We start from the raw sequence: 21,198 nt of genomic DNA, 5'->3' as shown, positions 1-21,198 counted from the left end.
CACGCGCTGGGCGCCGCAGGGGTCGGCGGCATCTTGAGGGGAATGAGATCGCGCGGCGGCATCGGCACCGAGCCGCGGACGACGACGATGCTGCGGAAGAGGTCCTCGACGGCCTCGCCGGCCTCAGGCTTGACGGCGCCGTCGCCCGAGATCACGCCGCGCAGGAACCAGCGCGGGCCGTCGACGCCGATGAACCGCGCGATGCGGGTCTCGCCGGGCACGCCGCCCGCCACCGGCACCTCGGCGACGAGCTCGGGGCCGAAGACCCCATCGCGCTCGGTCACGCGACCGCCCTGGGCCGCGACCTGCTCGGCGATCTGGCCGCGGATCTCGTGCCACAGCCCGCTCGACCGCGGCGATGCGAACGGCTGCACCTGCAGCGTCGAGCCGGCGTAGTCGAGACTCACCGCGACGACGCGCTGGCTCTCCTCTTCGATCTCGAGGCGCAGGTGCAGGCCCTCACGGGGCAGCACCTTGACGCCGCCCAGGTCGATGTAGGGCCGCACCGGGTTGGCCTCGCTGTCGTCGAGGGGGCCCTCGACGTCGCGATCCTCCGGTGCGGACTTCTCGTACTCGGTCGGCTCGATGTCGCTCACGCGCGCTCTCCTGTAATGGTCTTCTCGTCGGAGTACCCGGTAGACCCGAAACCACCCGTTCCGCGAACGCTGTCGGGCAGCTCGTCCACAGGGACGAACCGCGCGCGGGCGACGGGCACGAGCACCAGCTGGGCGATGCGATCGCCGGCGGCGACGTCGTAGGGCTCCGACGAGTCGGTGTTCAGCAGTGTGACCCTGATCTCGCCGCGATAGCCGGCGTCGACCGTGCCCGGCGCGTTCACGATCGTGATGCCGTGGCGGGCGGCCAAGCCGCTGCGGGGAACGACGAACCCCGCGTAGCCGTCGGGAAGCGCCACGGCGACTCCCGTGCCGATGGTCACGCGCTGCCCGGGCTCGATGCGCACGGCCTCGGTCGAAGTGAGGTCGGCTCCGGCATCGCCGGGGTGCGCATAGGCGGGTGCAGCGGGCGCGACGAGAGGAACGTCGACAGTCTCGGTCACCCGAAAAGGCTAGTGCAGAAAGCCGCCCAGGCATTCGTGGTGGGATTGCACTATGACGCTGTTCCGCGAGCGGCTCTACGCCGCGCCCTGGTTGTTCGTCGCCTGCGCGCTCATCGTGCCCGCGACCCTCGCCATCTTCTGGCCGATCAACGTCACGGTCGGCGTTGTCCTCGCGATCGTGCTCTATGGGCTCATCGTCGCCGCTCTCGTCGGCTTCGCGCCGGTGCTCGAAGTCACCGACACCGACTTCCGTGCGGGGCGCGCCGACATCGAGCGCGAGTACATCGGCGAGGTCGTCGCCTACACGGGCACGGAGGCGGCGCTCGAGCGCGGCCGGCGGCTGGATGCCCGCGCGTGGCTGCTGCTGCGCGGGTCGCTGCCGATCGTCAAGGTGCCGATTCTGGACGCAGCGGACCCGGTGCCGTACTGGATCGTGTCGACACGGAAGCCGCACGAGCTGGCATCCGTGCTGAACAACCGGTCCCGCTGAGTCGAAGGCAGACACAGAAAAGGGCCGGCGGCGAAAGCCGTCAGCCCTAAGTCTGTTCTGCGGGTGTCGTGACCCTATGCAGCGCACTCCATGCAGATCGGACCGAGCTTGGTCTCGTGGTCCAACTGCGAGCGGTGCTTCACGAGGAAGCAGCTGACGCACGTGAACTCGTCAGCCTGCGGGGGCAGCACGACGACGTCGAGGTCCATGTCGGAGAGGTCGGCGCCCTGCAGCTCGAAGCTGCCCGGGTTGTCGGGGTCCTCATCGATGACGGCCGACGTCTTGTCGGGAACCCGCTCCTTCAGCGCCTCGATCGATTCGGATTCGTCGTCGTTCTTCCTTGGCGCGTCGTAATCGGTTGCCATGCCCATCCACTTCTGAAATTGCGCGCCGACCAGCATGATCGGCGGCGTTATTGTGCATCACGCATCGGGGATTATCAAACCGATTCGGACGACCCGAAACGTGTTCAACGAGACGTACCCGGATGCCGCAGGGGGAAACTCGCGGCACGCCAGCGTTATTCCCGGCTGCGGCCCGTTCTGCGTGGCATTCTGACGACGTCCCCGGACCGTTCGGAAGGCGAAGATCCCATGCAGGAATTGAAGGTCATCGGCGTCGAAGAGGGCGCACTGATCGTCGCGAGCAACGATGGCGACCGCTACCGCGTCGCCATCGACGAGGTCGCGCTGACCAAGCTGCGCCGTCTGAAGGTCGAGCAACAGGATTCGGCCGTGCGCATCTCGCCGCGCGAGATCCAGGCGCACATCCGCGGCGGCCTCTCCGCCGAAGACGTGGCTGAGCTCACGGGGGCACCGCTCGAGTACGTCCAGCGTTTCGAGCGCCCGATCATCGCCGAGCGCGAGCACATCGTCGCGCAGGCGCTCACGGTGCCCGTGCGGGTCGCGGCCGACGTCGACGTGCTCGGCGAGAACGCGACCTTCGGCTCCGCCATCCGCGATCGCCTCGCGGCGCTCGGCGCGACCGGCGAGCGCTGGGCCAGCTGGCGCGAGGAGGAGGCCGGCTGGATCGTCAAGCTCACCTTCACCGCCGACGACATCGAGCACGACGCCCGCTGGACCTACGAGCCGCGGAAGGCCCACCTCGCTCCCGCCAACGCCGAGGCGAGCACGCTCTCGCAGCACGGCGAGCTTCCGCCCACGGGCTTGATCCCGCGCCTGCGCGCGGTGAGCCCGCTCGTCGGCGACGAGTCGCGGTTCGACTCAGGGCAGTTCGAGTTCGTCGAGCCGAAGCGACAGGATGCCGCGCCGGCGGCGCCGGCACCCCAGACTCCCGCCGTGCCCTCCGGCGCGATCAAGCGCGCCGACGACGGCCAGCCCCGCGATGTGCACAACACCGCAGACCTGCTCGAGGCGCTGCGGCGCCGACGCGGCGAGCGTGAGGCATCCGCGCGAGACTCGCAGCCGATCGAGCTCGAGCTGCCGTTCGCGTCGTCCGAGAGCGCGCCGGAGGAGACACCGCAGCCCCGCGACGATCAGCCTTCGGGCCCCGTTGCCGTTCCTGCCGGCGGCTTCGCCCGAGGCGAGACCGGCCCGGTCGGACAGCGTGGGTCGAAGCGCGGTCGCGCCTCGATGCCCAGCTGGGACGAGATCGTCTTCGGCGCCCGTGGCGACGACGACACCTCGGCCTAGCGCGTCGAGGCCGTTCGGAGCAGGTCGCGTGCGGTGACAGTCGGCGTCGCTGGAGACCTGGGGTTCCGTGAGACGACACCAGATGTCGCGTTTCGCCGCTGAAAATGACCTCTAGCGTCGCATTGTGCCGCGGCTGCCGCTCGGGCGATCAAGAAGTGTCGTCTCGCGACCGGCGATCCCGTGCGGCGACACTTGATGTCGCCAAATTTGCCGGCGGTCCCGTGCGGCGACACTAGACGTCGCCAGACGTGCCGGCGGTCCCGTGCGGCGACACTAGATGCCGTTTTGCGGGCCAGCGGTTCTGCATGGCGACACTAGATGTCGGAATGCGGCGGCGAGAGTGCCCTCTACTGTCTCCGCACGGACAAGAGCGCCGCGCAAAGCGACAGCACGTGTCGCCCGCGAGCTCAGAGCTTGAGCGTGGTGGCGCGCGCGGCCCTGCGGCGCGTCAACGGCCCGCGCGAAGCATCGTAAATGCAGAGCGTCTCCAGAGTTCGGAATCGCGGCGAACGCACGCCGCCGGCGCAGCGGCGATGGATTGCCGACCGACTCGACGAACGCATCCAGGGTGTCGACGTCGGCGCCCGGCCGGTCGGCCACGGCACCCTTGGTCAGTGCGGTGTGCCACAGCGCGAATCGCGCGGGCTCTGCCGGAGTCACCTCGGTGATGATCACGACGCGAACGCCCCGAAGCCGATCAGCGGCACCTTGACCTCGTCGGGGCTGAACGAGCCGTGCTGGCCGACCATGGCCCAGTTGCGCTCGTCGGTGGCGCGCGTGTCGTAGTAGACGACCTGCGAGCGCGCCGCGACGAGCACGTGGCCGAGACGGCCGAGCACGTCGTCGTCGACGCCGTTCGGCCCGAACCACCCGGCGGCCACGGCCTCCTCGCGAGTGGCGACCCAGGCGCGGTCGTCTTCCGCCTCGTGCCAGACACGCGCGAGCCGTTCGACGTCGCCGGCGCTCGCCCCGGCCTCGAGGTGCAGCTGCACGCAGCGGTAATCGCCGGCGACGTGCTTCACACCGGCGACGAGCTCGGGCTCGTGGTCGAAGAAGATCTTCCCGCCCGCCGAGATGTCGACCATGCCGTGATCGGCCGTGAGCAGTGCGCCCTGGTTCTTGCCGAGGCCGCGGTCGAGCAGCGCGATGCCCGCGTCGAGCTCTTCGAGCGCGGCGGTCCACTGTGGCGACTGCCAGCCGTACTGGTGCGCGGCCATGTCGAGCTCTGGCACGTAGACGAAGACGACGCTGCGACCGCCGCCGAGCAGAGAGAGCGCTGTCGTCATGCGGTCCGCGATCGACCGCGCCGGCACATACTCCGCACCACGATGCACCGCCTGGGTCAGGCGCGTGGTCGCGTAGCGCGCGTGGCCGACGAGGTACGAGCGGATGCGTGCCGCGGCACCCGTCTCGAAGAGGGTGGGCACCCGCTGCCAGCTCGCCGGGTCGGGCCCCGAGCGCCAGCCGCTCAGGTGATTGAAGACGGCGTCGGTGACGGGGTCGACGGCCTCGTAGGCGACGATGCCGTGCTGACCGGGATAGGCGCCCGTGCAGAGCGTGGCCAGTGCCGCAGCCGTCGTGGTGGGGAATCCGCTCTCGATCGTGGTGGCGCGGTTCAGGCGAGGTGCGATCGTTCGCGCGTGCCCGGCGCGCGCCTTGAGCGGCAGGGCGCCGAGACCGTCGGCCAGCACGACGACGGCTCCGTCGACGGCGCGCAGCGGCAGCTGCGGCGCGCCGCGCTCGACCGCGGCGAAGCAACTGGCGAGCACGGCGGCGAGGCTCACGGATTGCGAATACGCGTTCGGTAGCATCGCCATGCGCCCAGTGTGCCAGAGCCGCGCGCACCAGCAGAAAGCACAGATGACACCCGCAGATCGCACTCCCCCGGCAGACATCGTCGAACGGATCGAGGACGTCGACGTCTCGACAGAGATGCAGGGGTCCTATCTGGAGTACGCCTACTCGGTGATCTACGCCCGCGCGCTGCCCGATGCCCGTGACGGGCTGAAGCCGGTGCAGCGACGGATCCTCTACATGATGAGCGAGATGGGCCTGCGCCCCGATCGCGGTCATGTGAAGTCGGCGCGCGTCACCGGTGAGGTGATGGGCAAGCTGCACCCGCACGGCGACGGCGCGATCTACGACGCGCTCGTGCGCATGGCGCAGGACTTCACCCTGCGCGTGCCGCTCGTCGACGGGCACGGCAACTTCGGCTCGCTCGACGACGGCCCGGCGGCCGCCAGGTACACCGAAGCGCGTCTCGCCCCGGTCGCGCTCGAGATGGCGGCCGACATCGACGAGGACACCGTCGACTTCCAACCGAACTACGACGCGCAGCAGCAGGAGCCTGTCGTGCTGCCCGCGGCGATTCCGAACCTGCTCGTCAACGGCGCGAGCGGCATCGCCGTCGGCATGGCGACCAACATGGCGCCGCACAACCTGATCGAGGTCGTCGGCGCCGCGAAGCACCTGCTCGAGAATCCGGATGCCTCGCTCGACGACCTCATGGCGTACGTACCCGGCCCCGACCTGCCGGGTGGCGGCACGATCGTCGGCCTGGCCGGAATCCGCGAGGCGTACGAGACGGGCCGCGGCAGCTTCCGCACCCGCGCGAAGGTGCGCGTCGAGCAGATCACGGCGCGCAAGACCGGCCTCGTCATCACCGAGCTGCCCTACCTTGTCGGCCCCGAGAAGGTCATCGACAAGATCAAGGACGGCGTCAACGCCAAGAAGCTCCAGGGCATCTCCGACGTCACCGATCTGACCGACCGGCAGCACGGCATGCGCCTCGTGATCGGTATCAAGACGGGGTTCAACCCCGAGGCGGTGCTCGAGCAGCTGTACAAGCACACGCCGCTCGAAGACGGCTTCTCGATCAACAACGTGGCGCTCGTCGACGGCGGCCCGCAGACGCTGGGGCTGCGCGAGCTGCTGCGCGTCTACCTCGACCACCGCATCGAGGTCGTGACCCGCCGCTCCCGCTTCCGCCTTGCTCGCCGGCAGGAACGCCTGCACCTCGTCGAGGGTCTCTTGATCGCCATCCTCGACATCGACGAGGTGATCCAGGTCATCCGCACCTCCGACGACTCGGCCGAGGCATCCACGCGGCTGCAGTCGGTGTTCGACCTCTCACAGGTGCAGGCCGAGTACATCCTCGAGCTGCGGCTGCGCCGGCTCACGAAGTTCAGCCGCATCGAGCTCGAGAGCGAGAAGGCCCAGTTGGAGGCCGAGATCGCCGAGCTCGAGGCGATCCTCGCCTCCCCCGCGCGCATTCGCGGCGTCGTCGCCGACGAGCTCGACGACGTGGCCGAGCGCTTCGGAACGCCGCGCCGCACGCTGCTCACGGAAGCGAAGGCGTCGATCGCGAGTGTCGGGTCGAAGAAGGCGACGTTCACCGGGCCCGCGCTCGAGATCGCGGATTCCCCGGCCGTCGTGTACCTGTCGACCACGGGCCGCGCCGTGCGCGTCGACCTGCCAGAGGGTGCGGGGTCGCCCGCGGTGGCGCCTCGACGCTCGAAGCATGACGCTGTGCTCTCGAGCCTCGTGACCACGGCGCGGGCCGAGATCGGCGTGGTCACGAACCGCGGGCGGCTCATCCGCTTCTCGCCCGTCGATCTGCCGGTCGTCCCTCTTAACTCGATTCACCTGGCCGCCGGGGCGCGCATCGGCGAGTACCTCGGCGGGCTGCCGAAGGGCGAGCGCGTGCTCGGCCTCGTGTCGCTCGCAGCCGACGCGGCCCCCATCGCTCTCGGCACGGCGCAGGGCGTCGTGAAGCGCGTCACGCCCGGCAACTGGCCGAACCGGCCCGACTTCGAGATCATCGGCCTCAAGGCCGGCGACGAGGTCGTGGGCGTCGCGCATGCGGCCGACGACCGCGAGCTGGTCTTCGCGGCCTCCGACGCGCAGCTGCTGCACTTCCCGGCGTCTGCCGTGCGCCCGCAGGGCGCGCCGGCGGGCGGCATGGCGGGCATCAACCTCGGCACAGAGGCCAAGGTGATCGGATTCTTCGTCGTCGACCCCGCGGCCGAGAACGTCGTCGTCACCGTCTCCGTTCCGCTCGAGACGCTGCCGGGCACCGACCCCGGTCGAGGGAAGGTCTCGGCGTTCGCCGAGTTCCCCGGGAAGGGGCGCGCCACGGGAGGCGTGCGTGCACACGCCTTCCTCAAGGGCGAGGGCATGCTCGCCCTCGCCTGGGTGGGGCCGCAGCCGGCGCGCGCCGTGGCTTCCGACGGTGCGGCGCGCGAGCTGCCCGAGACGCTCTCCAAGCGCGATGGCAGCGGCACCCCGCTCGACAACGTCGTGGCATCGGTGGGTACCGCGGTCGGCGCCGAGGCGATCTCTGTCGCAGGGTCGTCGGCCGAGGCATCCGCCGCCGCCGAAACGACGGGCGACGAGACGCTGTTCTGACCCTTACGCGTCGATGCGGTCGCGCGACAGCGTCTCGGAGTTGTCGATGATGAACTCCTTGCGGGGTGCGACGTCGTTGCCCATGAGCATCTCGAAGATCTTGGCGGCCTGCTCGGCGTCCGAGACGCGCACGCGGCGCAGCATCCGGTGCCGACGATCCATCGTGGTCGACGCGAGCTGGTCGGCGTCCATCTCGCCGAGCCCCTTGTAGCGCTGGATCGGGTCCTTCCACGCGATGTTGCGCTTCTTGAGGTCGGCGAGCACAGCGTTCAGCTCTGCCTGCGAGTAGGTGTAGATCGTCTCGGACGATCGCGAGCCGCGGCCCACCGTCTGCACGCGATGCAGCGGCGGCACGGCGGCGAACACGCGCCCCTCCTCCACCATCGGCCGCATGTAGCGGAAGAACAGCGTCAGCAGCAGGGTGCGGATGTGGGCGCCGTCGACGTCGGCGTCGGACATGATGATGACCTTGCCGTAGCGCGCGGCGTCGAGATCGAAGGTGCGACCAGAGCCGGCGCCGATGACCTGGATGATCGCCGCGCACTCCTGGTTCGAGAGCATGTCCGAGATCGACGCCTTCTGGACGTTGAGGATCTTGCCGCGGATCGGCAGCAGCGCCTGGTACTCGCTGTCGCGCGCGCGCCGTGCCGTGCCGAGCGCCGAGTCGCCCTCGACGATGAACAGCTCGGTCTGCGCGACGTCGGTCGACCGGCAGTCCACGAGCTTCGCAGGCAGCGTCGAGCTCTCGAGCGCGTTCTTGCGCCGCTGCGTCTCTTTGTGGGCGCGCGCGGAGATGCGCGACTTCATCTCGGCGACGAGCTTGTCGAGCAGAACGGATGCCTGCGCCTTGTCGTCCCTCTTGGTGGAGGAGAACCGCTCGCCGAGCCCCTTCGCAAGAACGTTGGCGACGATGTTGCGCACGGCCGGGGTGCCGAGCACCTCCTTCGTCTGGCCCTCGAACTGCGGCTCGGGCAGGCGCACGGTGAGCACGGCGGTCAGCCCGGCGAGCAGGTCGTCCTTCTCGAGCTTCTCGTTCGCCGAGATCTTGAGCCGGCGCGCGTTCTGCTCGAACTGGGCGCGGAAGAACTTCATCAGCCCCTGCTCGAACCCGGTCTGGTGGCTGCCGCCCTTCGGCGTGGCGATGATGTTGACGAAGCTCTTCATCACGGTCTCGTAGCCGGTGCCCCAGCGCATCGCGATGTCGACCTCGCAGGTGCGCTTGATCTCGGTCGGCACCATGTTGCCGTTCTCGTTGAGCACGGGCACCGTCTCGGTGAAGTGGCCCTCGCCCGTGATGCGCCACGTGTCGGTGACCGCGGCATCGGGCGCGAGGAACTCGGCGAACTGCGAGATGCCGCCGTCGAAGTGGAACTCGGCGCGCTCGCCCTCGGGCGTGCGCTGGTCGTCGATGGCGATGCGGATGCCGGGAACGAGGAACGCCGTCTGCCGGGCGCGCGCGATCAGACCGTCGGGCTGGAAGGAGGCGTCGCGGCCGAAGATCTGCCGGTCGGCCCAGTAGCGGATGCGCGTTCCGGTCTTGCCCTTGGCGACCTTGCCGACGACCCGCAGCTCGCTGCCGGCCACGAAAGGCGTGAAGGGGGCGTCGGGGCGCGGCTCCTTCCCCTTGTCGTCGAACACGCCCGGCTCGCCGCGGTGGAAGCTCATGGCCCAGGTCTTGCCGTCGCGGTCGACCTCGACGTCGAGCCGTTCGGAGAGGGCATTGACGACCGACGCCCCGACGCCGTGCAGGCCGCCGGAGGCCGAGTACGACCCGCCGCCGAACTTGCCGCCCGCGTGCAGCTTGGTGAAGACGACCTCGACACCCGACAGGCCCGTCTTCGGCTCGATGTCGACGGGGATGCCGCGAGCCTGGTCGCGCACCTCGACGCTGTCGTCGGGGTGCAGCACGACCTCGATCGCGTCGCCGTGCCCGGCGAGCGCCTCGTCGACGGCGTTGTCGATGATCTCCCACAGGCAGTGCATGAGACCGCGCTCGTCGGTCGAGCCGATGTACATGCCGGGGCGCTTGCGCACCGCTTCGAGGCCCTCGAGGACCGACAGGTGCCTTGCAGAATAATCCGACGTCGCCACGTGTTCCACCCTATGAACCGCACGCCCGCGAATCCTGACGACACCCTGGCCGCCGCGCGGTACGCCCCCAGCGAAATGCGGGGCACAAGGCACGCTTTGTCAGCACCACGTGTTTCACTGGGTTGCAACGACAAGCGGTTCGATACGTAGGAGGTATTCGGAAATGTCGCTCAACACCACTCAGAACGACGACCTCCGGGCGGAGCCGCAGCTGACTGCGGCCGACCGCTGTGACGCGTGCGGCGCCCAGGCGTACGTGCGGGCCACGGTGAACGGAACCGAGCTGCTGTTCTGCGCGCACCACGCGAAGAAGCACCAGCAGAAGCTCGAGGCGATCGCTGAGAGCTGGCACGACGAGTCGGCTCGGCTCCTCGAGGACTCGCGCGCGTAGTCACCCGGAACAGACGTGAGGGCCAGGCGGTATCCGCCTGGCCCTTTCTCTATGCCTCTATGCCTCGAGGTAGCGCCTCGGAACGCGCGCCGCGATGCGCGTCGTGATCTCGTCGCCGAGAGTGCCCGATCGGTCGCCCCATTGGCGCACCGTCTGCTCCCCCTCGGCGCCGGTGCCGAACAGCACGGCCGGGTCGCCCTGTGCGAGCTCGGTGCCGGGCATGACTGCGATGACGAGGTGGTCGCGTTCGACCCGGGTGATCGGATGCTGCACGCCGCGCACCGCGACCGAGCAGGTCCCCGCGACGTTCCTCGGAACGCCGTCGCCGTAGCCGGCGCTGACGTAGGCCTCGATGTGCTCGTCGCCGAGCTCGCGCACGGCGAGCACCTGAGCCCGCAGCGTCATCACGGGAATGAGGCCGATGTCGCTCGGGGTGACGCCGTCGAACGACGGGATGCCCCAGCAGTGGCCGCCCATCCGCACCAGGTCGAGGCGCACGTCCTCGCGCCGCAGGCCCGCCGAGCTCGCGGCGAGGTGCCGCACCTCGATCGAGGCGCCGAGCTCGCGGGCGACCGCGACGCCGTCGAGGAAGCGCTCGAGCGCACGTGTGTCCTCGTCCTCAGAGGCCTCGGCGATATGGGTCCACGCGGCGAAGGTGCGCACGAGGCCGTCGCGCTCGGCGGCGACGGCCGCGTTGACGAGCGCCGGCCAGTCCGCAGCGGTCGCGCCATTGCGGTGCAGCCCCGTGTCGAGCTTCAGGTGCAGGCGCGGGGGCACGAAGCCTTCTGCGCCGGCGAGGCGCCGCGAGGCATCCGTCACCTCGGCGAGCTCGGCGAGGCTCGAGACCCCGAGGTCGACGCGCGCGCGGATCGCCTCTGTGAAGTCCTGCCCGGGTGGGTAGAGCCACGACAGCACGGTGACGTCGTCGCCGATGCCGGAGGCCCGCAGCTCGAGGGCGGTGTCGAGGTCGAGTGCGCCGATCGATCGGATACCGCTCGCGACCGCCTGGCGGGCGACGGGCACGCGCCCGTGCCCGTAGGCGTCGGCCTTGACGACGACCATGAGCTCGGCGGGTGCGACGGTGCGACGCAGATGGGCGATGTTCTTGTCGAGCGCGCCGAGGTCGATCACGGCTTCGACGAGCGGTGCGGTCACTGCCTCTCCCCCGCGGTCGTGTCGGTTCCGGCTGCATACCGCAGTGGCCGAGCGCTCAGCCTGGTGGTGATCTCGGCGCTGTGGGTGCCGAGTCTCCGCGCGTGCCCGTGCGCGGTCGGCTCGCCCCGGCGTGCGTCGCCGAGCACGGTCACCTCTGTGCCGAGCGGCGGGGCGACGACGTCGCCCAGATCGAGCATGAACGCGTCCATGGCGACGCGCCCCGCGATCTCGTGCCGGGCACCGCCCACGGATGCCTCCACCCGATTGCCTGCGGCGCGCGAGATGCCGTCGGCGTAGCCGAGCGTCACGAGAGCCAGCGTCGATTCGCTGCGAGTGCGATACGTGTAGCCGTAGCTCACGCCCTCGTCGGCGCCGACGCGCTTCGTCGCGGCGATCGGCGCCCACAGGCGCATCACCGGGCGGAAGTCCGGCGCCGGGTCGGCGTCGTCCTCGCTGACGCCGAAGAGCTCGGCGCCCACGACGGGGAACGCGGAATCCGTGATCGCCGCAATCCCTCGCAGCGCCGCGTCGGCGCGGGCGTCATCGAGCTCGGCGGGCGCGAGGCCGGGGCGGCCCTCGCCCGTCTCCTCCGCCAGCACGACTCCCGTCACACCGCCGTCGGCGGCGCGCTCGTACTCGGCGAGCGAGTGCACGCGTGGCGCGACCCCCAGCTGCGCCGCACGGCGGAAGTCGTCGTCGGCGGCGTGCTGGGTGGTGACGATGAGCGACTCGGGCGCGAGTGCGCGAACGCGCTCGGCCTCATCGAGACGCGCGACGACGAGGGCCTGCGCGCCGAGGCCGACGAGCGCAGGGACCACGACGTCGAGGCCGTGCCCCCAGGCATCCGCCCCGACATCGGCGAAAAGCGGCGCGCCGGTCAGCTCGCGGAATTGGGCGACGTTGGCGGCCAGCACCTCGAGGTCGATCTCAGCCTGGCGGAACGGGACGGGCCGCGTCATGCGGCGGCGTCCACAGCGACGCCGATGCCGCGCACGAGGTGCTCGCGCGCCTGACGCGCGACGGCGTCGATCTCGGCATGGGCCGCGCCGGTCTGGTACCTCTCGCCGCGTCGCGCCGTCGCGACCGTGAGCAGGTGGTCGGCGAGCGCGGGGTTGAGCGCGAGCACGGGGCCGTGCAGGTGCGTGCCGATCGCGTTCCCGCTGATCGCTCCCTCGACCTTTCCGTCGTCACCGCGGCCGGTGACCACGCGCCCGAGCGGGCGCTGATCGTGCAGAGTGACCGAGACGGCCTGGTTCTCGACACCCACGAGGCGGCCCGCGACCTCGGAGTCGACGACGAACGCGTCGGTCACCGTTCGCTCGGCACGGGGCTGCGTGGTCGTCGCGAACACGCCGGCACCCTCGATGCGGGTGCCGTCGGGAAGAGTCAGGGAACGGCCGAGCAGGTGGAAGCCCGCGTTCACGGCGATCATCGCGACGCCCGCGTCGGCCCAGGTACGCAGCTGCGGGCCGATCACGGGCAGGTCGCTGCCCACGACGGCCTGCGCCGAGGTCGGCCCGGTGCCGATCGACACGAAGTCGACGTCATCGGGCAGCGGCTCTCCGGGCTCGTGGCCGACGACGACCAGGCCAAGGCCCGCGAGCTCGGCACGGCGCTTCAGCACCGCGGCGTTGCCCATGTCGCCGTTCATCATGAGGTGGCCCGGGTAGAGCTCGAGCAGGGTCAGCGCACTCATGCGGCTCCGGCCTCCAGGTCGCGGTAGCCCAGGTACTTGCGGGCCAGCATCATCTGGTCGTAGTCGAGGATCAGCGTGTGGCGACCGGATGCCGGGCGGGGGCCGTCGAGCATCGCCTGCAGCGCCTTCTCTGTCGACGTCTCGACGTGGTCGTACGGAACGCCCGCGTAGTGCAGACGCAACCCGATGAAGACGGCCTTGGGGCCCGAGACGTAGTCGACGCGGTGCAGCGCCGACAGGTCGGCTGCGTAGAGCCAGGACGGATCGCGGCTGTGCTCGTCGAACGCGATCATGACCGAGTCGGGCGTGCCGTCGAGCGCGTCGAGGTTCATCTGCAGGCTCGCGAGCGACTTCATCAGCAGGATCTCGACCTCGCGGTCGCCGACCGTGATGGTCTCGCCACGGCCATAGACCGTCTTCATGCTCTGCAGCGCGGTGACGGCTTCGTCCAGCGAGAACTCGGCGCCGAGAGCGGCCTCCGACAGGGTCAGCGCGCCTGCGGCATCCACCGCGTTGTGCAGACCGCGCGCAGACAACCGGATGCTGCGCGCCTCGCCGCGGAAGGAGATCTCGGTGGTCGCCCCTTCGAAGGCCACGACCTCGGCGGTCACCTCGCGCAGCGCGCGCGGCGCGCCCTCGTTCGCGTAGTCGCGCGCCACCACCAGGCCGTGCGGCGCGGACTCGAGCACGGCGGGCGCCGTGCCGAACCACTCGACCGTCAGCCGACCCTCGTCGGCGAGCCGGTCGCCGAGCGTCGAGAGGAAGTTGTCCTCGCGGTTCAGCACGATCGTCTCGGTCACCTCCGCCGCGATGTCGCGGAACATGCCGGCGACGCGCTCGGGCTCGAAGAGACGGTAGATCTGGTCGATCTGCACGTTCAGGATCACGGCGGCGCGGGGCTTCAGGGCACGGCAGATCACCTTGCCGTATGCCTCGTCGACCTCGATGATGCCGATGTCGTGCGGCAGCTTCCCGGTCAGCGACACCTGGCCGAGCAGCGACGAGGCCACACCCTGGGGCATGTTCGCGCCGCTCGGGTTGGTGAACACCTTGAGGCCATGGGCGCGGGCGATCCCCGTCACCATGTTCGTCGTCGTCGATTTGCCGTTGGAGCCCAGCACGACGACCACGCCGTGCGACAGCTGCCCGATGACGTCGTCGATGAAGTTCGGCGCGAGCTTCATCACGAACCAGCCCGGGAAGGCGGAGCCGCCGCCGCGTAGCCGCGTCACGACGCGCAGGAGCTTGCCGAGCAGGATCGGCAGGACGAGCTTGAAGCGCACCGGCTTACTCGAGGTAGTCGCGCAGCGACTGCGACCGCGACGGGTGACGCAGCTTGGCCATGGTCTTCGACTCGATCTGGCGGATCCGCTCGCGGGTCACGCCGAAGGTGTCGCCGATCTGGTCGAGCGTCTTCGGCTGGCCGTCGCCGAGGCCGAAGCGCATGCGGATGACGCCCGCCTCGCGCTCGGAGAGCGAGTCGAGCAGGCTCTCGAGCTGCTTCTGCAGCATCGTGAAGCCCACGGCGTCGGCCGGCACGACCGCCTCGGTGTCCTCGATGAGGTCGCCGAACTCGCTGTCGCCGTCTTCGCCGAGCGGGGTGTGCAGCGAGATCGGCTCGCGGCCGTACTTCTGCACCTCGACGACCTTCTCGGGCGTCATGTCGAGCTCGCGGCTCAGCTCTTCGGGCGTGGGCTCGCGGCCCAGGTCCTGCAGCATCTGGCGCTGCACGCGGGCGAGTTTGTTGATGACCTCGACCATGTGCACCGGAATACGGATCGTGCGCGCCTGGTCGGCCATGGCGCGGGTGATCGCCTGGCGGATCCACCACGTGGCGTACGTCGAGAACTTGAAGCCCTTGGTGTAGTCGAACTTCTCGACCGCGCGGATGAGGCCGAGGTTCCCTTCCTGGATCAGGTCGAGGAACTGCATGCCGCGGCCGGTGTAGCGCTTGGCGAGCGAGACGACGAGTCGCAGGTTCGCGCCGAGCAGGTGGCTCTTGGCGCGCTGGCCGTCGCGAGCGACCCAGGAGAGCTCGCGACCCAGCTGGGTGCGCTTCTCCTTGTCGTCCATGTGCGAGAGCTTCTCTTCGGCGAACAGCCCGGCCTCGATGCGCATCGCGAGCTCGACCTCCTGCTCGGCGTTGAGCAGCGCGACCTTTCCGATCTGCTTGAGGTAGTCCTTGACGGGGTCCGCAGTGGCGCCCGTGATGGTCGTCGAGTAGACGGGGACCTCGTCGTCCTCGTCGGCTGCGCGCAGCACGATGGCGCCGGTGGGCAGCGGCTCGGTCATCTCAGGAGCGGCCGGCTTGCCCTCCGTGTCCTCGGACTCCTCGCCCTCCTCGGTGCTCGCAGCGGTGTCGGTGTCGGCCGCGGTCTCGGCGTCCGCCTCGGCCTCGACGACGTCGCCGTCTTCGAGCTCCTCATCGACGGCCTCGTCCTCGCCGACCTCGTCGGTCGCGGCGGCCTTCTTGGTGCTGGCGCGCTTCGTGGCCGTCGCCGTCTTCGCGGCGCCGGTCTTCTTGGCGGCGGTCTTGCGCGCGGCCGGCTTCTTGGCAGGGGCGGTCTCTTCGACCTCGGGAGCCTCGGGTGCGGCGGTCTTGGGAGCCATGGTGGTCCACCTTCCGTCCGTATTGCGGACATTACAAAGGCCCATGTCAAGTCCGGGTGGTGACGACGCCGCTGTCATTCAGCTGGCGCCCCGCGAACATGAACGGGTCCTGAAGTTCAAGTATGACACAGGCCCCGGGTGCCGAGCATCAGCCTCGCGCAGCCTTCCGACGGGCCCAAGCGTCATTGAATGCAACCCAGATCGGGGCCACGCGTATTCCCTCTTCGTCCAACATCCGCCGGCGCGTGCGGCGCCGCGAGCGGATGACGCCGACGGTGCCGACGCCGAGCACCACGAAGACGATGAGGAACGCCACCCGGAAGGACGACAGCGAGTACAGCGGCTGCCCGAAATGCGAGTTCGCGAGGTCGAGCAGTGAGCCGATCACGTAGATCATGACGAAGCTCGCGCTGAAGCCGCCGACGTTCACGACTCCGTTGGCCGAGCCGAGCGCGTGCAAGGGGTTCGAGGTGCGGGCGAAGTCGAAGCCGACCGCCGAGCCGGGGCCGCCGACGCCGATCAGCACGAGCATGACGAGCACGACGGCCAGGGGCGGCCTGCCGGGCCAGAGCAGCATGACCGCCCAGATCACCGCCATCGCCCCGACGACCATGAGGACGATGTTCGAGCGGCGCAGAGGATGGCGCCCGGTGAGCACGCCGAGGAACGGGCCGACGACCATTCCCGCGATCACGGGGACGACGAGCAGAACGGATGCCTCGGACCGCGGGTACCCGAGGCCGAAGACGAGATACGGCAGACCCCACATCAGCGTGAACATCGTCATGGGGCTCATCGTCACGAAGTGCGACCAGAACCCGAGCTGCGTGCCGGGGCGGCGCAGGCTCTCGCCCAGTTGGCGCAGCGACTGGGTCCAGCTCTCGGGGCGCGGCCCCTCCTGCGCGTCCGCGGGCCGGTCGACGACCAGGATCGAGACGAGCACGAGGCCGAGAACGACGAAGCCGGCCGCGGAGAGGAACGCGGGAGTCCACCCCTGTTCGTGCAGCAGCGCAGCGAACGGCACGGCGGAGAGGACCTGGCCGAGCTGGCCGGCGTTGCTGACCCATTGGACGGCCACCGGCACGGTCGGCCCGGGGAACCAGGAGCTGACGAGCCGGATGACCGAGAGGAAGATCGTCGCGTCACCGGCGCCGACGAAGACCCGCCCCACGATCGCATCGCCGATGTTCGGCGAAAGCGCCACGACGATCTGCCCGACGGCCATGAGCCCGAGGCCGCCGATCATCATGCGGCGCGGGCCGAAGCGGTCGAGGAGCACGCCGAAGGGGATCTGCGCGCCCGCGTAGACGACGAGCTGCAGCACCGCGAGCATCGACAGCACCGCGGCATTCGCGTGGAAGCGCTCTGTCGCCGAGACGCCGGCGACGCCGATGGTGGTGCGCTGCGTGATCGCCACCAGATACGCGACGAGCCCGGTCGCATAGACCAGGGCTCCGCGGCGGCTCACTCAGTCAAGGCTATCGCCTGCGTCGTCGTTGCCGTGACGGCGCTGGTGCGCCAGGAACTGCTCGAGCTCGGCCGCGATCTCGTCAGCGGTCGGCAGGTTCCCGGCATCCCCCATGCCGCGCTTCACCGGGTTGTCCTGCATATAGGTGTCATGACGCTCTTCGAGGGCGCCGACGAGGCGCTCGAGCTCGGCGTTGCTCTGCACCTGCTCGTTGATGTTGGCGATGAAGTCGTTGTCATCGGCGCGCAGGAAGTCCGTCGGGAAGACGAGCCCGGTCGACGCGGCGATGCTCTGCAATGCGGTGATGAGCGCCGCCGGGTACTCGGTGTCGCCGAGATAGTGCGGGACAAGAACGATGAAGCCCGTCGTCGGGTGGTTCCGCTCGGTGAGGCGGTACTCGATCAGGTGCATCGCGGTCGCCGGCGCCTGCGTTCGCGGGCGCCACACCGACAGCTGCTCGATGAGCTCGGCGTTGTTGCCGCTGACGGTGACCGACAGCGGTCGTGTATGCGGCACCGGCATCGGGATCGCATGCACCCACGTCGTGCTCGCCACCTCGAGGGTCTCGACGAGGCCGACGACCGCGGCGCTGAACGCTTCCCATTCGAAGTCGGGCTCGTAGCCGTGCAGGAACAGGAACGGGCGGCCGACCTCGTCGTCGACGAGGTAGAGCGCGAGCTTCGGCGGCGCGTACTCGGTCAGGTGGTCCTGCTCGAACTGGATGGTCGGCCGGCGTGCCCGGTAGTCGAGCAGGATGTCGTTGTCGAACAGAGCGACCAGCTCGTGATGCGGCAGGTTCTCGAGGGTGTAGGCGCCCAGCTGCGACACCGCCCCGCCGGCGTCGGCGAACCCGGTGAGACCGGCGACGAGCGGCAGCCCGGCCGGCACGTCCATGGCGGCGGCGGTGAGCTCGTAAAGTTCCCGGGGGTTGCGCATCCTTCAACTTTATTCGCGGTGCGCACGCGACTCGGGGAGCGTCGTGATGCCGAGAGCGAACAGCCCCCAGAGGCGGTCGATAGGGTTCTGACATGACCGCAGCCGAGCTCACCGTTGTTCCTGAGGTGGCCGCCGCCGACGCCGAGATCCTGGTGTTCGCCGCGACGGCCGACAAGCCCAGCCCCGCCCTCGTTGCCCCCCAGCTGGCCCCCGAGCTGGCCGAGGCGGTGAGCGCGCAGCTGCCGCTCATCGGCTTCACCGGCGGCGCCGACGAGCTGGCGCGTGTCGCGGTCGACGGCCGGCCCTACGCCGTCATCGGCGTCGGGAAGAAGGCCACTGTCGACACCCTGAGGAGCGCGGCAGGCTCGGCCGTCCGCCAGCTGGCCGGCGCGGCATCCGTCGCCCTCGCGCTCACCGACGACGACGCGCTGCTGCCCGCCGTGCTGACGGGCGCGGCGTTGGGGTCGTACGCCTACGACGCGTACCGCTTCGCGAGCAAGGCCGCGCAGAAGGCGCCGGTCGAGCGCATCCAGGTGGTGAGCGGCGTGACGGATGCCTCTGCCGCTGTCGCCCGTGCCAACGTGGAGGCCTCGGCCGTCGCCCTCGTGAAGGACCTCTTCAATCAGCCGCCGCTCGACCTCTACCCCGAGACGTTCGTGCACGCGGCCCGAGAGGCGGTCGGCCACCTGCCGGTCGACGTGCAAGTGTGGGACGAGCAGGCACTCGCCGACGAGGGCTTCGGGGGCATCCTCGGCGTCGGTCAGGGCTCGAGCCGGCCGCCGCGCCTCGCAAAGCTGAGCTACGCGCCCGACGGCGCGACGGCGCACGTCGCGCTCGTCGGCAAGGGCATCACCTTCGACTCCGGCGGCCTGTCGCTCAAGCCGCCGACGGGAATGATCGGGATGAAGGGCGACATGACGGGTGCGGCCGTCGCGCTCGCAGCGCTGCGCGCCGTCGCCGAGCTGCAGCTGCCGGTGCGGGTCACGGCCTGGCTCTGCCTCGCCGAGAATATGCCGTCGGGCACCGCGATCCGCCCGGGCGACGTGCTGCGCATTCGCGGCGGGAAGACGGTCGAGGTGCTCAACACCGATGCCGAAGGACGTCTCGTGATGGCCGACGGCCTCGTCGCGGCGAGCGAGGAGCAGCCCGACCAGATCATCGACGTCGCGACGCTGACCGGAGCCAAGGTCACGGCCCTCGGCGTGCGCTACTCCGCGGTGATGGGCGACGACGAGCTCGTCGCCGAGCTGCGGGAAGCCGCGGCCGAGACCGGCGAGCTGTTCTGGCCGATGCCGCTGCCCGATGAGCTGCGCGCCACCATCAACTCCGGCCTCGCCGACATCGCCAATGCAAACCCCGGCGTCCCCGCCGGCGGCATGCTGCTCGCCGGAATCTTCCTGCGCGAGTTCGTCGGTGCGCAGGGCGACGGCGACGACGCCGCCCGCATTCCGTGGGCGCACCTCGACATCGCCGGCTCGGAGGAGAACAAGGGCGGCGCGTACGGGTTCACCGGCAAGGGCGGAACAGGCGTGGCCGTGCGCCTGCTCGTGCGCCACGCGGAACGCCTCGCCGCCGGCGCAAAGGCGTGACGCTAGAGTCGCCTGCCGTGGCAGACCACACCTTCGACCTCGTCGTCCTCGGCGGCGGCAGCGGGGGCTACGCCGCAGCACTGCGCGCCGCCGAGCTCGGCTCGCGCGTCGCTGTGATCGAGAAGGACAAGGTCGGCGGCACCTGCCTGCATCGGGGGTGCATTCCGACGAAGGCTCTGCTGCACAGCGCAGAGGTCGCCGACGCCGCTCGTGAGGCAGAGAAGTACGGCGTCCTCGTCAGCACGGAGGGCATCGACGCCGAGCGTCTCGCCACCTACCGCGACAGCGTGGTGGCGCGGAAGTTCAAGGGTCTGCAGAGCCTCATCCGGGCACGCGGCATCACCGTGGTGGAAGGCGAGGGGCGGCTCGTCTCCCCCACGTCGGTCGCCGTCGGCGCCGAGGTCTACACGGGCCGCAACGTCGTCCTCGCCACGGGAGCATCCCCGCGCCGTCTGCCGGGTCTCGAGCTCGGCGGGCGGGTGATCACGAGTGACGAGGCGCTGCGGCTCGACAGCATCCCCCGCAGCGTCGTCGTCCTCGGCGGCGGGGTGATCGGGGTCGAGTTCGCGAGCCTCTGGCGGTCGTTCGGCGCCGAGGTCACCATCGTCGAGGCCCTGCCCCACCTGCTTCCCGCCGAAGACGAGGCGATCAGCAAGGGGCTCGAGCGCGCTTTCCGGCGCCGCGAGATCGACTTCCGCCTCGGTGTGCCGCTCCGCGGCGTCGAGCAGACGGACGCCGGCGTGCAGCTCGTCCTTGAGAACGGCGACTCCATCGAGGCGGAGCTTCTGCTCGTCGCGATCGGCCGCGGCCCCGTGACCGCGGGGCTCGGGCTCGAAGACATCGGCGTGCAGCTCGATGGCGGTTTCGTGGTCACGGACGATCGGCTGCGGACATCCGTGCCCGGCGTGTACGCCGTCGGCGACGTCGTCGCCGGGCCGCAGCTCGCCCACCGCGGATTCCAGCACGGCGTGTTCGTCGCCGAGGAGATCGCCGGGCTCTCGCCCGTCGCGATCGACGACGCGCTCATTCCGCGTGTGGCGTACTGCAGCCCCGAGGTCGCGTCGGTCGGGCTCACCGAGGCGGCTGCCGTGGCGCGATACGGTGCGAGCGCGATCTCGTCGTACGAATACAGCCTCTCCGGAAACGCGCGCAGCGAGATCCTGGGCACCAACGGCGTCGTGAAGATGGTGCGCGTGACCGGCGGCGCCGTCGTCGGCGTCCACCTGATCGGCGCGCGGGTGGGCGAGCTCATCGGCGAGGCTCAGCTCGCCGTCGGCTGGGACGCGTACCCCGAGGACGTCGCGCCCTTCATCCATGCCCACCCGACGCAGAACGAGGCGCTCGGCGAGGCATTCCTCAAGCTCGCGGGCAAGCCGCTGCACGCACTGTGAGCCCACAACGTGGCAATAAGCTAGTTCTCAACTGAAGGTCTAAGGAGACAGTCTCATGAGCGAATCCGTCAGCCTCCCGGCACTCGGCGAGAGTGTCACAGAAGGCACGGTTACCCGCTGGCTCAAGAACGTCGGCGACCGCGTCGAAGTCGATGAGCCCCTGCTGGAGGTGTCGACCGACAAGGTCGACACCGAGATCCCCTCGCCGGTCGCCGGCGTGATCGAGGCGATCCTCGTGCAGGAGGATGAGACGGCCGAGGTCGGC

Annotated in this window: 20 protein-coding genes; 7 read left to right on the top strand and 13 right to left on the bottom strand. The window is 70.0% G+C overall.

The genetic code is table 11. The features are described from left to right. A partial coding sequence (locus ACM2XV_RS03985; RefSeq protein ID WP_344777719.1) for a DUF3710 domain-containing protein occupies nt 1-596 on the bottom strand: 596 nt, incomplete at its 3' end. Continuing rightward, complete coding sequence (dut, locus tag ACM2XV_RS03980) at nt 593-1,057, bottom strand: dUTP diphosphatase (protein WP_487026038.1); 465 nt, start codon at nt 1,055-1,057, stop codon at nt 593-595. The genes ACM2XV_RS03985 and dut, both read right to left, overlap by 4 nt. Before the next feature lie 52 nt (nt 1,058-1,109). On the opposite strand from dut, the gene ACM2XV_RS03975 reads away from it, so the two are divergent. Next, nucleotides 1,110-1,547 (top strand): DUF3093 domain-containing protein, encoded by a 438-nt coding sequence (locus tag ACM2XV_RS03975; RefSeq protein WP_344777715.1) that lies wholly within the window; start codon nt 1,110-1,112, stop codon nt 1,545-1,547. Between the two features lie 74 nt (nt 1,548-1,621). Here the strand turns inward: ACM2XV_RS03975 and ACM2XV_RS03970 are convergent, their stop codons facing one another. Further along, a complete protein-coding gene (locus tag ACM2XV_RS03970; protein WP_344777713.1) occupies nt 1,622-1,912 on the bottom strand; it encodes a DUF4193 domain-containing protein in 291 nt (96 codons plus the stop codon). A 228-nt stretch (nt 1,913-2,140) separates the two neighbouring features. On the opposite strand from ACM2XV_RS03970, the gene sepH reads away from it, so the two are divergent. Further along, nucleotides 2,141-3,199 (top strand): septation protein SepH, encoded by a 1,059-nt coding sequence (gene sepH, locus ACM2XV_RS03965; protein WP_487026037.1) that lies wholly within the window; start codon nt 2,141-2,143, stop codon nt 3,197-3,199. Between the two features lie 273 nt (nt 3,200-3,472). On the opposite strand, the gene ACM2XV_RS03960 is transcribed toward sepH, so the two are convergent. Further along, the gene (locus ACM2XV_RS03960; RefSeq protein WP_487026036.1) at nt 3,473-3,874 is read right to left on the bottom strand and encodes a hypothetical protein; all 402 of its coding nucleotides are present in this window, start codon (nt 3,872-3,874) and stop codon (nt 3,473-3,475) included. Beyond that, nucleotides 3,871-5,016 carry an alkaline phosphatase family protein gene (locus ACM2XV_RS03955; RefSeq protein WP_344777708.1) on the bottom strand — a complete coding sequence of 382 codons (1,146 nt, stop codon included), beginning with the start codon at nt 5,014-5,016 and terminating at the stop codon, nt 3,871-3,873. The genes ACM2XV_RS03960 and ACM2XV_RS03955 overlap by 4 nt, the downstream gene beginning before the upstream one ends. 43 nt (nt 5,017-5,059) lie before the next feature. On the opposite strand from ACM2XV_RS03955, the gene ACM2XV_RS03950 reads away from it, so the two are divergent. Beyond that, entirely contained in the window at nt 5,060-7,606 is a 2,547-nt protein-coding gene (locus tag ACM2XV_RS03950; protein WP_344777706.1) for a DNA gyrase/topoisomerase IV subunit A, read from the top strand. Nucleotides 7,607-7,609: 3 nt separating this feature from the next. Here ACM2XV_RS03950 and ACM2XV_RS03945 read toward each other — a convergent pair whose 3' ends face one another. Next, nucleotides 7,610-9,697 carry a DNA gyrase/topoisomerase IV subunit B gene (locus ACM2XV_RS03945; protein ID WP_344777704.1) on the bottom strand — a complete coding sequence of 696 codons (2,088 nt, stop codon included), beginning with the start codon at nt 9,695-9,697 and terminating at the stop codon, nt 7,610-7,612. Nucleotides 9,698-9,860: 163 nt separating this feature from the next. On the opposite strand from ACM2XV_RS03945, the gene ACM2XV_RS03940 reads away from it, so the two are divergent. Beyond that, complete coding sequence (locus tag ACM2XV_RS03940; protein ID WP_344777702.1) at nt 9,861-10,088, top strand: DUF7455 domain-containing protein; 228 nt, start codon at nt 9,861-9,863, stop codon at nt 10,086-10,088. 57 nt (nt 10,089-10,145) lie between these two features. On the opposite strand, the gene ACM2XV_RS03935 is transcribed toward ACM2XV_RS03940, so the two are convergent. From ACM2XV_RS03935 to ACM2XV_RS03905, 7 genes are all read right to left on the bottom strand, one after another. Then, entirely contained in the window at nt 10,146-11,243 is a 1,098-nt protein-coding gene (locus ACM2XV_RS03935; RefSeq protein WP_487026035.1) for an alanine racemase, read from the bottom strand. Beyond that, entirely contained in the window at nt 11,240-12,202 is a 963-nt protein-coding gene (locus ACM2XV_RS03930) for an alanine racemase (protein WP_487026034.1), read from the bottom strand. Before ACM2XV_RS03930 ends, ACM2XV_RS03935 begins: the two co-directional genes overlap by 4 nt. Continuing rightward, nucleotides 12,199-12,939: a type 1 glutamine amidotransferase gene (locus tag ACM2XV_RS03925; protein ID WP_487026033.1), complete on the bottom strand. Its 741-nt coding sequence runs from the start codon at nt 12,937-12,939 to the stop codon at nt 12,199-12,201. The genes ACM2XV_RS03930 and ACM2XV_RS03925 overlap by 4 nt, the downstream gene beginning before the upstream one ends. Next, nucleotides 12,936-14,222: a Mur ligase family protein gene (locus ACM2XV_RS03920; RefSeq protein WP_487026032.1), complete on the bottom strand. Its 1,287-nt coding sequence runs from the start codon at nt 14,220-14,222 to the stop codon at nt 12,936-12,938. Before ACM2XV_RS03920 ends, ACM2XV_RS03925 begins: the two co-directional genes overlap by 4 nt. Before the next feature lie 4 nt (nt 14,223-14,226). Continuing rightward, nucleotides 14,227-15,549, bottom strand: a complete 1,323-nt coding sequence (locus tag ACM2XV_RS03915) for an RNA polymerase sigma factor (protein WP_344777693.1) — start codon at nt 15,547-15,549, stop codon at nt 14,227-14,229. Nucleotides 15,550-15,697: 148 nt separating this feature from the next. Beyond that, complete coding sequence (locus tag ACM2XV_RS03910; protein WP_344777691.1) at nt 15,698-17,017, bottom strand: MFS transporter; 1,320 nt, start codon at nt 17,015-17,017, stop codon at nt 15,698-15,700. Next, nucleotides 17,018-17,953: a proteasome assembly chaperone family protein gene (locus tag ACM2XV_RS03905; RefSeq protein ID WP_344777689.1), complete on the bottom strand. Its 936-nt coding sequence runs from the start codon at nt 17,951-17,953 to the stop codon at nt 17,018-17,020. A 92-nt stretch (nt 17,954-18,045) separates the two neighbouring features. Between ACM2XV_RS03905 and ACM2XV_RS03900 the strand changes: the two genes are divergently transcribed. From ACM2XV_RS03900 to ACM2XV_RS03890, 3 genes are all read left to right on the top strand, one after another. Further along, nucleotides 18,046-19,542: a leucyl aminopeptidase gene (locus ACM2XV_RS03900; RefSeq protein ID WP_487026031.1), complete on the top strand. Its 1,497-nt coding sequence runs from the start codon at nt 18,046-18,048 to the stop codon at nt 19,540-19,542. A gap of 17 nt (nt 19,543-19,559) precedes the next feature. Beyond that, nucleotides 19,560-20,933, top strand: a complete 1,374-nt coding sequence (gene lpdA, locus ACM2XV_RS03895; RefSeq protein ID WP_487026030.1) for a dihydrolipoyl dehydrogenase — start codon at nt 19,560-19,562, stop codon at nt 20,931-20,933. Nucleotides 20,934-20,988: 55 nt separating this feature from the next. Continuing rightward, nucleotides 20,989-21,198: biotin/lipoyl-containing protein (locus ACM2XV_RS03890; protein WP_487026029.1), on the top strand; the 210-nt coding region annotated here is incomplete at its 3' end.

The organism is Gryllotalpicola sp. CP2-P1, from assembly GCF_057512245.1.
This window is presented reverse-complemented; position numbering and strand designations above follow the sequence as displayed.

What these genes read in the sequence shown, in the direction of transcription:
- ACM2XV_RS03955 (WP_344777708.1), bottom strand. Translation starts at nt 5,016, where the DNA reads ATGGCGATGCTACCGAACGCGTATTCGCAATCCGTGAGCCTCGCCGCC.
- ACM2XV_RS03930 (WP_487026034.1), bottom strand. Translation starts at nt 12,202, where the DNA reads ATGACGCGGCCCGTCCCGTTCCGCCAGGCTGAGATCGACCTCGAGGTG.
- sepH (WP_487026037.1), top strand. Translation starts at nt 2,141, where the DNA reads ATGCAGGAATTGAAGGTCATCGGCGTCGAAGAGGGCGCACTGATCGTC.
- ACM2XV_RS03970 (WP_344777713.1), bottom strand. Translation starts at nt 1,912, where the DNA reads ATGGCAACCGATTACGACGCGCCAAGGAAGAACGACGACGAATCCGAA.
- ACM2XV_RS03925 (WP_487026033.1), bottom strand. Translation starts at nt 12,939, where the DNA reads ATGAGTGCGCTGACCCTGCTCGAGCTCTACCCGGGCCACCTCATGATG.
- ACM2XV_RS03940 (WP_344777702.1), top strand. Translation starts at nt 9,861, where the DNA reads ATGTCGCTCAACACCACTCAGAACGACGACCTCCGGGCGGAGCCGCAG.
- ACM2XV_RS03905 (WP_344777689.1), bottom strand. Translation starts at nt 17,953, where the DNA reads ATGCGCAACCCCCGGGAACTTTACGAGCTCACCGCCGCCGCCATGGAC.
- ACM2XV_RS03915 (WP_344777693.1), bottom strand. Translation starts at nt 15,549, where the DNA reads ATGGCTCCCAAGACCGCCGCACCCGAGGCTCCCGAGGTCGAAGAGACC.
- ACM2XV_RS03950 (WP_344777706.1), top strand. Translation starts at nt 5,060, where the DNA reads ATGACACCCGCAGATCGCACTCCCCCGGCAGACATCGTCGAACGGATC.
- ACM2XV_RS03975 (WP_344777715.1), top strand. Translation starts at nt 1,110, where the DNA reads ATGACGCTGTTCCGCGAGCGGCTCTACGCCGCGCCCTGGTTGTTCGTC.
- ACM2XV_RS03900 (WP_487026031.1), top strand. Translation starts at nt 18,046, where the DNA reads ATGACCGCAGCCGAGCTCACCGTTGTTCCTGAGGTGGCCGCCGCCGAC.